At 45.0% G+C, this 12,240-nt stretch carries 10 protein-coding genes and 1 riboswitch; of the genes, 9 read left to right on the top strand and 1 reads right to left on the bottom strand.

Annotation, left to right across the window (positions count from 1 at the left end):
- Window positions 1–2 precede the first annotated feature (2 nt).
- Window positions 3–512: an energy coupling factor transporter S component ThiW gene (thiW, locus tag LI112_RS00855; protein WP_022389179.1), complete on the bottom strand. Its 510-nt coding sequence runs from the start codon at window positions 510–512 to the stop codon at window positions 3–5.
- Window positions 513–611: 99 nt separating this feature from the next.
- Window positions 612–719, bottom strand: a riboswitch (TPP riboswitch).
- Between the two features lie 172 nt (window positions 720–891).
- Here thiW and LI112_RS00850 point away from each other — a divergent pair.
- The 9 genes from LI112_RS00850 (at window position 892) to pknB (ending at window position 12,238) form a co-directional block, all read left to right on the top strand.
- Complete coding sequence (locus tag LI112_RS00850; protein ID WP_055055325.1) at window positions 892–2,367, top strand: UDP-N-acetylmuramoyl-L-alanyl-D-glutamate--2,6-diaminopimelate ligase; 1,476 nt, start codon at window positions 892–894, stop codon at window positions 2,365–2,367.
- Entirely contained in the window at window positions 2,364–4,583 is a 2,220-nt protein-coding gene (gene priA, locus LI112_RS00845) for a primosomal protein N' (RefSeq protein WP_227190088.1), read from the top strand. Before LI112_RS00850 ends, priA begins: the two co-directional genes overlap by 4 nt.
- 87 nt (window positions 4,584–4,670) lie before the next feature.
- Complete coding sequence (gene def / locus LI112_RS00840) at window positions 4,671–5,141, top strand: peptide deformylase (RefSeq protein WP_022389181.1); 471 nt, start codon at window positions 4,671–4,673, stop codon at window positions 5,139–5,141.
- Between the two features lie 87 nt (window positions 5,142–5,228).
- Window positions 5,229–6,176, top strand: coding sequence for a methionyl-tRNA formyltransferase (fmt, locus tag LI112_RS00835; protein WP_129795493.1), 948 nt, complete (start codon window positions 5,229–5,231; stop codon window positions 6,174–6,176).
- Window positions 6,177–6,181: 5 nt separating this feature from the next.
- The gene (locus LI112_RS00830; protein ID WP_227190087.1) at window positions 6,182–6,892 is read left to right on the top strand and encodes a zinc metallopeptidase; all 711 of its coding nucleotides are present in this window, start codon (window positions 6,182–6,184) and stop codon (window positions 6,890–6,892) included.
- Window positions 6,885–8,237, top strand: coding sequence for a 16S rRNA (cytosine(967)-C(5))-methyltransferase RsmB (rsmB, locus tag LI112_RS00825; RefSeq protein ID WP_022389184.1), 1,353 nt, complete (start codon window positions 6,885–6,887; stop codon window positions 8,235–8,237). The genes LI112_RS00830 and rsmB overlap by 8 nt, the downstream gene beginning before the upstream one ends.
- Window positions 8,238–8,239: 2 nt before the next feature.
- Complete coding sequence (gene rlmN, locus LI112_RS00820) at window positions 8,240–9,280, top strand: 23S rRNA (adenine(2503)-C(2))-methyltransferase RlmN (protein ID WP_227190086.1); 1,041 nt, start codon at window positions 8,240–8,242, stop codon at window positions 9,278–9,280.
- A gap of 1 nt (window position 9,281) precedes the next feature.
- Window positions 9,282–10,028, top strand: coding sequence for a Stp1/IreP family PP2C-type Ser/Thr phosphatase (locus tag LI112_RS00815; RefSeq protein ID WP_005427943.1), 747 nt, complete (start codon window positions 9,282–9,284; stop codon window positions 10,026–10,028).
- A complete protein-coding gene (gene pknB, locus LI112_RS00810) occupies window positions 10,022–12,238 on the top strand; it encodes a Stk1 family PASTA domain-containing Ser/Thr kinase (protein ID WP_178529019.1) in 2,217 nt (738 codons plus the stop codon). The genes LI112_RS00815 and pknB overlap by 7 nt, the downstream gene beginning before the upstream one ends.
- The last annotated feature ends 2 nt before the right edge of the window (window positions 12,239–12,240 follow it).

Below are 12,240 nucleotides of genomic sequence, written 5' to 3'. Positions count from 1 at the left end.
AATTATCTCCTGGCGGCAAGAAATACCTGGCTTTTTTCAAAAACACGAAGCAGGATAAAGGCCAGTACACTTCCGGTAAATGTTGAGATAAAAAACGGGATCATGTATACGGTGAATCCGGCCGGGGCAAGTCCCATGAGAAGTTTGGCTACCGGATAGGCTGCAAGACCTCCGAGGATTCCGGTTCCCAGTGCTTCTGCAACACAGGTAAGACTTAATTTGCGGGTGAGTCGGAAGACCAGACCACAGCATAAGGCGCCAACCATGCTTCCGGGAAAGGCAAGAAGACTGCCGATTCCTAGCAGGTTGCGGATCAGACTTGCACAAAAAGCAATGCCGATTCCCCACCATGGGCCAAGCATGACTGCTGCAAAGACATTGACCATATGCTGGACCGGAGCACATTTGCTTCCGGCAACAGGAACGCTGATCAGACTTCCGGCAACAGCAGCTGCTGTCAGTACACCTGCAATGGCCAGCTTCTGAGTGGATGTTGTTTCTTTTGTGTTCATTTTGAGTAAACCTCCTGTTCTACCTGATGAGGGATGAGCCATTGACAGCTTCTTAAAAATCTGATAACAAAAAAGAAGATACCGCAGGGGTACCTTCGTTCAATGTGTCTGGTATTTCCCTACGTTGGCATTATCCAAATCAGGTTAAGGGTCGAAACCAATCAGTTTCCTCTCAGCCGGCTTCAGCCAGCTCCCCTATTTTGTAATTTTACTTTCCTATTATACTGCCAGTTAAAGAAGATGGCAAGACTATATTCAGTGATGTTTTGTAAAAAAGCAGAAAAGCAGAAAAGGAAGACAAAATCTACAAACATTGAAAAGAGAATCTGTTTGTGCTATTCTGTAATGGAGTATATATCCCGAGGCAGAGGAGGACAATATGAAAGTATCAACATTATTGGAAGGTTTGAAATATATCTGTTGTCAGGGCAGCACAGAACAGGAAGTCTCTACAGTTGTATATGACTCCCGCAAAGTAGAAGAAAATTCCCTGTTTATCTGCATTCGCGGTGCGGTTGTAGATGGACACAAATTTGTACCGGATGTGATCAGGAAAGGTGCGAAGACACTCGTTGTTGAGGAAGAGGTAGAAGCGCCGGAAGATGTAACTGTGATCAAAGTTGCAGATACCCGTTATGCGATGGCCTTTATTTCTGCTGCATATTTTGGACATCCGGCGGAGAAACTGAAAACGATCGGAATTACCGGAACCAAAGGAAAAACTACCACAACATATATGGTAAAATCCATTCTCGAAAATGCAGGATACAAAGTTGGACTGATTGGAACCATCGAAGCGATCATTGGAGAAGAATCCATTCCGGCAAGCAACACAACTCCGGAATCTTATCTGGTGCAGGAATATTTTCGTAAAATGGTAGATGCAGGATGTGACTGTGTAGTTATGGAAGTTTCTTCACAGGGACTGATGCTTCACCGTACACAGGGATTTGTTTTTGATTATGGTATCTTTACCAATATTGAACCAGATCATATCGGACCAAACGAGCATAAGGATTTTGATGATTATCTCAGATGCAAATCTATGCTGCTCCGGCAGTGTCGTGTGGGAATCGTCAACAGAGATGATGAACACTTTGAGAGAATTATCGAAGGGCATACCTGTCAGCTGGAAACTTACGGATTTTCTCCGGAAGCTGATCTGCGTGCAGAAGATGCACATATGGTAGGCGGCAAAGGATATCTCGGTATCTCTTATCAGCTGAAAGGACTGATGGAATTCCCGGTTGAAATTGATATTCCGGGTAAATTCAGTATTTATAATTCACTGACTGCAATCGCAATCTGTCGTCATTTCAATGTATCACAGGAAAACATCATCAAGGCACTGAAAGTGGCGAGAGTCAAGGGTCGTATCGAGGTGATCAAAGTTTCTGATGAATTTACATTGATGATCGACTATGCACATAATGCAATGGCACTGGAGAGTCTGCTTACTACATTAAGAGAATATCATCCGCATCGACTGGTCTGCCTGTTTGGCTGTGGAGGAAACCGTGCAAAATCCCGCCGTTATGAGATGGGAGAGGTCTCTGGCAGACTGGCAGATCTGACGATCATCACATCCGATAACCCGAGATTTGAAGAACCGCAGGATATCATTGATGATATTAAGATCGGCATCAGTAAGACTGATGGAAAATATGTCGAGATCTGTGACCGTAAGGAAGCAATTGCATATGCAATCCATCATGGAGAACCCGGAGATATCATTGTTCTGGCAGGAAAAGGACATGAAGACTACCAGGAGATCAAAGGTAAGAAGTATCCTATGGATGAAAGAGTCCTGATCGCAGAGATTCTTCAGGAGGATAAAGAAAGAGCAGATAAATGATCTACGCGGATATCATTGTGGATATATCCCACGAAAAGCTTGACCGCAGTTTTCAATACAGAGTTCCGAAAGAACTGGAAGCAGAGATTCAACTGGGAATGGTAGTGACCATTCCCTTTGGAAACGGTAATCATGAAAGAAAGGGATATGTGACAGGCCTTTCTGACAAACCGGCATTTGATATATCCAAAATGAAAGAACTTCATGGAATCTGCAGCAGTGAGGAGACCACAGAAGAACGCCTGGTCGCACTTGCAGCATGGATGAAGAACCGATACGGTTCTACAATGGTACAGGCGCTGAAAACGGTTCTTCCGGTCAGGGAAAAGGTCAAAGCAAAAGAGAAACGTTATATAGTACTGAATATGGATGTGGCAGCGGCAGAGCAGCTGGCAGCGGAACTGGAGAGTGGCAGATGCAAAGCCAGGGCAAGACTGGTTCGGGCGCTTCTGAAAGAGAAGAAACTGGATTATACAAAAGCGTCCAGAGAACTTGGGATGACAGCATCTGTTATAAGGCCGCTGGTGGATCAGGGTGCAGTGCTGGTGACACAGGATGAAGTCTATCGAATGCCGGTAGACGGTTCTGATATTCCACGGGAACAACTGTCCATGCTTACAGAGACACAGGAAGCTGCGTTGTTGCAGATTCAGGAAGAGTGGAAGCAGGAAACACCACGTCCGGTTTTGATCCATGGAGTGACTGGAAGTGGAAAGACGCAGATTTATATGAAACTGATCCAACAGGTAGTGAATGAGGGAAAACAGGTTATCGTACTGATTCCGGAGATCGCCCTGACTTATCAGACGGTCCGCAGGTTTTATGGATGGTTTGGGGATAAAGTATCTGTGTTGAATTCCAGACTTTCACAGGGAGAGAGATATGATCAGTTCAAGAGGGCAAAACGTGGTGAAATCCAGATTATGGTTGGCCCCCGTTCGGCTCTGTTTACACCTTTTTCCAGACTGGGTTTGATCATCATTGATGAGGAACATGAACAGACATATAAAAGTGAAAACAGCCCAAGATACCATGCAAGAGAAACGGCAGAATATCGTGCACAGATGGAAAATGCCCGCCTTGTCATGGGCTCGGCTACTCCATCACTTGAAGCGTATACAAAGGCAAAAGACGGAGAATATCGTCTGGTAAAGCTGGAAGCACGCTATGAGGACCGGCCGCTTCCGGAAGTTACTGTTGTAGACCTTCGCGAGGAATTAAAAAACGGCAATCGTTCCATATTAAGCCGCAGTCTGAAGACCGCAGTTGAGAGGAGACTGGAGAGAGGAGAACAGTCAGTACTTTTTCTGAACAGAAGGGGATATGCCGGTTTTGTATCCTGCCGTTCCTGTGGGGAAGCGTTGAAATGTCCACACTGTGATGTGGCGCTGACAGAACACAATAATGGAAAGCTGGTCTGTCATTATTGTGGCTATGAACAGCCACGGGTGGAAAAATGTCCGATGTGTGGTTCTCCGTATATCGGCGGTTTTAAAGCCGGGACACAGCAGATTGAGCAGGTTCTTCGAAAGACTTTTCCAAAGGCACGCGTTCTTCGAATGGATTACGATACAACGAGAACAAAAGGAAGTTATGAGAAAATACTGTCATCTTTTGCAGAACACAAAGCAGATATTTTGGTAGGTACGCAGATGATCGTTAAAGGACATGATTTTCCGGATGTGACGCTGGTCGGTGCGATTGCGGCAGATCTGTCGCTGAATGCTGCTGACTATCGCTGTGCAGAACGTACATTTCAGCTGCTGACACAGGCCGTCGGCCGTTCTGGCAGAGGGAGAAAAGCCGGTGAGGCGATCATACAGAGCTATCATCCGGATCACTATAGCATTCAGGCGGCTGCAAAGCAGGATTACGAAGCTTTTTATCAGGAAGAGATGGCATACCGTATGCTGATGGATTATCCACCGGCGGCACATATGCTGTCTGTGCTGGCATCCGGAGAAGATGAGAAGCTTCTGGAGCAGGGAATGGACTATCTTGCGAAGTTTGTAGAGCGCATTAGCGGAAAGTACAGAGTACATGTGATCGGCCCTGCATATGCATCCGTGGGAAAGGTAAATGATATCTACCGAAAGGTATTGTATCTGAAACACAAAGATGAACGTGTACTTCAGGACATAAAGAATAAAACAGAGAAATACATTGAAGTAAATTCCGGATTCCGGAAATTATATATTCAGTTTGACTATACATAAATATCAGGATCGCGAGAACAATTTGTTGTGGAGCAATCCGCAGTATTTATATGCACCACAAAAGAAGAAAAAGAGAGGAAGAATAATATGGCAATCAGAGTAATCAGAACAGAAGAAGATCCGGTTTTGCGAAAAATCAGCAAGCCGGTAAAAGAAGTAACTCCAAAGATCATAACACTGATCGATGACATGCTGGATACCATGTATGAGGCAATGGGTGTCGGACTTGCAGCACCACAGGTCGGTATTTTGAAACGAATTGTAGTCATTGATGTAGGAGAAGGCCCGATCGTACTGATCAATCCGGAAATCCTTGAAACTTCCGGAGAACAGACCGGTGACGAAGGCTGCTTAAGCGTACCGGGAATGGCAGGTCAGGTGACTCGCCCAAACTATGTCAAAGTTAAAGCCATGGATGAAGATATGAATGAAGTGATCTATGAGGGAACCGAACTTCTGGCGCGTGCATTCTGCCATGAAATCGATCATCTTGACGGAAAAATGTACACAGATCTGGTTGAGGGAGAACTCCACAGAACCAGCTATGAGGAAGACTGATTGCAATAAAGAGCAATTAAGGTGATCACAGATTAAATAATGAAACAGCCCCATGTATAATGGGAGAAAAGAGGAGCAGACTACTATATGAAAATTGTTTATATGGGAACGCCGGATTTTGCGGTACCGCCTCTTGCGGCACTTGTACAGAATGGATATGAGGTGACTGCAGTTGTAACACAGCCGGATAAACCAAAGGGAAGAGGCAAGACACTTCTGCCGACACCGGTCAAAGAAGAAGCAATGAAACACGATATTCCGGTTTATCAGCCGCTCAAAGTGCGTGAACCGGAATTTGTGGAAACTTTAAAAAAACTGGAACCGGATATGATCATCGTAGCCGCTTTTGGACAGATCATTCCAAAGACGATCCTGGATATGCCAAAGTATGGATGCCTGAATATTCATGCATCGCTTCTGCCGAAATACAGAGGTGCGGCACCGATCCAGCAGGCCGTGATCGACGGAGAAAAAGAATCCGGTGTAACGATCATGCAGATGGGGGTTGGATTGGATACGGGAGATATGATCTCTCAGGCAGTCGTACCACTTGCTGAGGATGAGACAGGTGGAAGCCTTTTTGACAAACTGGCAGAGGAAGGTGCCGCTCTTCTGATCAGAACGATTCCTTCAATTGTAGATGGAACTGCTGTTTATACAAAACAGCCGGAAGAGAGCCCGACACCGTATGCAGCTATGATCAGCAAGAAAATGGGTCTGATGGATTTTTCAAAAAGTGCTGTTGAACTGGAAAGACTGGTGCGTGGACTGAATCCGTGGCCGAGTGCATATACGTTTCTTAATGGAAAGACGCTGAAGGTGTGGAAATGTGCAGTTGAGTGTGCGGAATGTGGAAAAGAAGCACCGGGAACGATCATTGGTGTGGATAAATCCGGCATTCATGTTGCATGCGGAAGGGATGCACTGATTCTGAAGGAAGTGCAGTTGGAAGGAAAGAAACGGATGGAAACAGATGCGTTTCTTCGCGGATATCAGGTAACTGCAGGGACGATGCTGAAAGATCATAAGGAGTGATGCGGATGTACGGATATGGATACGGATATTATGGATTTGACTGGACCTATGTGCTGCTGATCATTGGAATGTTGCTGTCACTTGCTGCATCTACAAGGCTGAAAAGTACATTTTCCTATTATCGCAAAATCAGAAGTGCATCCGGTCTTACCGGAGCGGAGACAGCAGAGAGAATCCTTCGTGCGGCAGGGATTACAGATGTACATGTAAGAGCAATTTCCGGAAGCCTTACAGATCATTACGATCCAAGGACAAAGACTGTAAGTCTTTCCGAGGATATCTATGATAAAACTTCACTGGCAGCAGTTGGAGTAGCTGCGCATGAGTGCGGACATGCAATTCAGCATGCAATCGGCTATGCACCACTTGAATTTCGCAGCGCGATCGTTCCGGTGGCGAATTTTGGGAGCACGCTTTCCTGGCCGTTGTTTCTGATCGGACTTTTTTCAGGAATCCGTCCACTGATAACGGCAGGAATCGTTCTCTTTTCACTTGCGGTTCTGTTTCAGCTGGTGACACTGCCCGTAGAGATCAATGCATCTTCCAGAGCTTTGAAAATGCTTCAGAGTACAGGGATTCTTGGAAGTGATGAGACAAAAGGTGCAAGAAAAGTACTGACAGCTGCGGCAATGACCTACGTAGCTGCACTGGCTGCTTCCATACTGCAGCTTCTGAGACTTTTGATACTTGCAGGAGGAAGAAGACGAGATGACTAGTGGAATCAATACAAGAGAAATGATCATGGAGATCCTTCTTCAGATTGATGAAGAGGGAGAACACAGTCATATTGCGATTCGTAATGCGCTTTCCAAATATCAGTTTCTGCCGAAACAGGAGAGAGCTTTTATCACAAGAGTCTGTGAGGGAACACTGGAATACAGGATATTGATTGATTATATCATCGATTCTTTTTCGAAGATCCCTGTTGATAAAATGAAACCGCCGATCCGCGAGATTCTGCGAAGTGCAGTATATCAGCTGAAATTTATGGATCGTGTGCCGGACAGTGCAGTCTGCAATGAAGCGGTGAAACTGGCACAGAAAAAAGGCTTTTATAATCTGAAACCGTTTGTAAACGGTGTACTTCGCACGGTGGCTAGGCAGATGGATGAACTGGAATATCCTCCAAGGGAAGAGAATCTTGTACGTTATCTTTCGGTTCGCTATTCCATGCCGGAAGAACTGGTAGAACGCTGGCTTGCCGATTATGGAGAAGAGACAACAGAAAAAATGCTTGCGGATTTTCTGGAGGAAAAACCGGTGACTGTACGCTGCCGTACATATCTTAATTCCGTAGATAAGATCTGTGAAAGTCTGAAAAATCAGGGAGTCAAAGTAGAACAGGCACCATATCTTCCTTATGCAAAACGTATTTCAGGATATAATCATATTCTTGCACTGGATGCATTTATTCAGGGGAAAATGGTTGTACAGGACGTCAGTTCTATGCTGGTTGCCGAGATTGCCAATCCTCAGAAAGGTGACTATGTTATCGATATGTGTGCAGCACCGGGAGGAAAAAGCCTCCATATAGGAGATAAAATGGAAGGTTTTGGAACGGTAGACGCTCGCGACATCAGTCAGTATAAGGTAAACCTGATTGAAGAAAACATTCAGAGACTGAATTCCATCAATGTACAGGCAAAGGTACAGGATGCAACCATATTTGATGTGGAATCGGAATGCAAAGCAGATATTGTCCTTGCGGATGTGCCGTGTTCCGGATATGGTGTGATCGGCAAAAAACCGGAAATCAAATATCGTTCGACAGCACAGAAGGAAGAAGAACTTGTGATCCTCCAGAGAACGATCCTGGACAAAGCAGCAGAATATGTAAAACCGCGAGGAGTACTGGTATTCAGTACATGTACGATTGCAAAAGAAGAAAATGAAGAGAACATGATGTGGTTTATGAACAATCATCCGTTCAAACTGGAAAGTATTGATGAATTCATACCGGAAGAACTTCGCTCAGAAACGACCGGACTTGGATATTTGCAGATGCTTCCGGGAGTGCATGGCACAGATGGGTTCTTTATTGCAAGATTCAGAAGGAAATAATTATGACAGATATCAAATCAATGACGATAGATGAGTTAAAAGAACTCATGACGCAGATTGGAGAAAAACCTTTCCGTGCAAAGCAGATCTACAGCTGGCTGCATGAACATCTGGTAACTTCTTATGATGAGATGGCAAATCTCCCGAAGAGCCTGAAACAGAAACTGGCTGATTATCCGATTACAGCACTGGAAACCCTGGATGTTCAGATCTCAAAGGTGGATGGAACCAGAAAGTATCTGTTCCGTCTCGCTGACGGAAATATGATCGAAAGTGTTCTCATGCGTTATAAATATGGAAATTCCGTCTGTATTTCATCTCAGGCGGGATGCCGTATGGGGTGTCGTTTCTGTGCATCTACGATTGGCGGCCTGACCAGAAACCTTCTTCCGTCAGAGATGCTGGATCAGATTTACCGTATTCAGACATCTATCGGAGAACGTATCTCCAATGTAGTGGTAATGGGAACCGGTGAGCCGCTGGATAATTATGACAACCTGCTGCGTTTTATTCATATTCTTACGGAAGACGGAGGAATCCATATCAGCCAGCGAAATCTTACGGTTTCTACCTGTGGCCTGGTTCCGAAAATTTATGAACTGTCAGAAGAAAAACTTCAGATGACACTGGCTGTGTCTCTTCATGCACCGAATGATGAAAAGCGGCGGGAGTTAATGCCGATCGCCAATAAATATTCTATTGATGAATTACTGGCAGCCTGCCGCAATTATTTTGACAAGACAGGGCGCAGAATCACCTTTGAATACAGTCTGGTGGCAGGAGTGAATGACAGTAAAGAAAATGCGCAGGAACTTGCAGGCCGTCTGAAAGGGCTTAACTGTCATGTGAATCTGATTCCGGTCAATCCGGTAAGAGAGCGTTCCTTTGTACGTTCCACACGTGAGGCGGTGGAGAATTTCAAAATTAATCTTGAAAAATGTGGAATAAATGGTACTATTAGAAGGGAAATGGGCAGCGATATTGACGGTGCCTGTGGTCAGTTAAGAAAAAGATATATGGAAAAAACAGAAAGTGAGAAGTGACATGAGGGTATATTCAGCTACGGATGTAGGGCAGAAGAGGAAGATGAACCAGGACTATGTGTTTGTTTCCGAAAACCCGGTTGGAAATCTTCCGAATCTGTTTGTCGTTGCTGATGGTATGGGTGGACACAATGCCGGAGATTATGCATCTTCGCATGCAGTTCAGACTTTGGTGGACGAGATTCGGAGAGATGCGGATTTCAACCCTATCAAGGTGATTCGTCATGCCATTGAGACTGCAAATACGGAGATTCTGGAACGCTCCCGCAGAGAAGAACATCTGAGGGGAATGGGAACAACGATCGTGGTCTGCACAGTTGTCGGTCACTATGCATATGTGGCCAATGTAGGAGACAGTCGTTTATACGTGATCCAGGGAGAAATTCATCAGGTGACAAAAGATCATTCACTGGTACAGGAAATGGTCCGTATGGGTGAGATCAAACCGGAGGAGGCAAGAAATCATCCGGATAAAAATATCATTACCAGGGCGCTTGGTGCAGAGAGAACCGTAGATATTGACTTTTTTGACCTGAAATTGGAACCGGACAGTACGATTCTTATGTGTTCCGATGGTCTGAGCAATATGGTAGAGGACAGTAAATTAGAGGAAATCATACTGGACCAGACAGAGGAACTGCCGAAGAAGGGCGAGAAACTTCTGAAAGAAGCAAACCAGAACGGTGGTAAGGACAACATAGCAGTCATACTGGTAGAACCATTCACAAATGAGGTGGAAAAATGTTAAAGACGGGAATGATCATAGCAGAACGCTATGAAATCTTAGGTAAAATAGGCACCGGCGGAATGGCCGATGTATATAAGGCAAAGGATCACAAGCTGAACCGCTTTGTGGCAGTAAAAGTATTGAAGCCGGAATTCAGAGAGGATACAACTTTTATCCGCAAGTTCCGCAGTGAGGCCCAGGCGGCAGCAGGACTGACACATCCGAATATTGTCAATGTTTTTGATGTGGGTGATGATGAAGGTGTATATTACATCGTTATGGAGCTGATCGAAGGCATTACACTGAAAGAGTATATTGCCAAAAAGGGTAAACTTTCGATCAAAGAAGCAACAAGTATTGCGATTCAGGTATCTATGGGGCTGGAGGCAGCACATAATCACGGAATCGTTCACCGAGATGTAAAGCCGCAGAATATTATTATTTCAACAGACGGTAAAGTAAAAGTAACAGATTTTGGTATCGCAAGAGCTGCTTCTTCAAATACTATCAGTTCCAATGTGATGGGTTCTGTACATTACAGTTCTCCGGAACAGGTCCGCGGCGGTTACAGTGATGAAAAGAGTGATATCTATTCACTTGGTATTACATTGTATGAGATGGTAACGGGACGTGTACCGTTTGACGGAGATACAACTGTTGCGATCGCAATCAAACATCTGCAGGAAGAAATGGTACCTCCGAGTGTATATACAGAAGAACTTCCGTACAGTCTGGAGCAGATCATCCTGAAATGTACACAGAAGAGTGTAAATCGTCGATATGAAAAGATGGAGGATGTAATTGCCGACCTGAAACATTCTCTGATCGATCCGCAGGGGAATTTTGTGAAATTATCTTCTGTTGACAACGAAGCGAAAACAGTTGTGATCTCTGATGAAGAGCTTGGCGAGATCAAGCATACACCGAAAAACCGTACTTCACAGCGTAAGCAGGATGTGGCTGAGCTGGAAGATGAAGTACTGGATGATGATTATGATGACGACGATGATGATTACGAGGACGAATATCGCCGCAGACGTGAAGAAAAGAAATCCAGAAATAAAAAGAAACATAAAGCACCGAACAGTGCACTGACAATCCTGTCTCTCGTTGCAGGGGCAGTGATCCTTGTAATCGCAATTTTCTTTATCGGTAAGGCGGCAGGCATCATCGGTGGTGAAACACCGACAGATAACCAGCAGGAACAGAACGCAGATGCAACAGGTACAGATGAAGACGGAATGGTTATAGTACCGGATCTGGTTGGCAAGACAGAAGATGAAGCAGCGGCTTTGCTTGAAGAAGAAAAGCTTGGCAAACAGATGATGGGAGAAGAAAATTCTACTCAGGAAAAAGGCAGAATTTCTTCACAGGATATTCCGGCCGGAACAAAAGTAGAACAGTATACAACTCTGAAATATTATCTCAGTAAAGGTCAGCAGGAAGTTGTTATGCCTGATCTTTCCGGAGAGACCGGTATAGATGCACAGCAGACACTGGAAGATCTGGGACTGAATGTAACGGTACAGAAAGAGTACAGTGAAGATGATGGAACAGGCTATCCGATGGTAAATCCAGGATATGTGGATTCTGTTACACCGGCAGCCGGAAGCAGCGTTTCCGCAGGTGACGAGGTTACACTGGTTGTCAGCCGTGGTCTGGATTATGGCGATAGTGTTTCAGTGCCAAGCGTTGTCGGTATGACAAAGAATGATGCAATCACAACACTTGGAAAATGGACTGACATTAAGGTAACAGAGCAGCAGAGCAGCGATGTGGCATCTGGGGAAGTTATTTCTCAGAATCCGGCAGCAGATGAAACAGCAGATCCGGATCAGCCGATTGAAATTGTAGTAAGCAGTGGAAATGAAGCTCCGGCTTCTGATACAGAAGATACATCAGCAACAGATAATACTGCATCAGCACAGAGCACAGATAGCACACAGCAGAGTGCAGCTGCTGCAAATGGTGAAGTATGGAAATGTACACAGACACTGAATACACCGACCGGATATCAGGGAGGACAGGTTCGACTGGAACTTCTTCAGGATGTGAACGGAGAAACACAGTCTTCGATCATTGTGGACTGCAAACAGATAACATTCCCATATACACTGGATGTTACCGGAGCTCCGGGAGTCAGCGAAGGTACATTATATGTGTCAGAAGTAGTGGATGGTACGATCCAGCAGCTGGGACAGTATCCACTTACTTTCAAGAAAGCAGAGTAATA

Source organism: Blautia sp. 210820-DFI.6.14 (assembly GCF_020558815.1).
Taxonomy (GTDB): Bacteria; Bacillota; Clostridia; order Lachnospirales; family Lachnospiraceae; genus Blautia_A; species Blautia_A obeum.
Note: the sequence above shows the minus strand (reverse complement) of the source record. Positions and strands in the feature narration are given on the sequence as shown.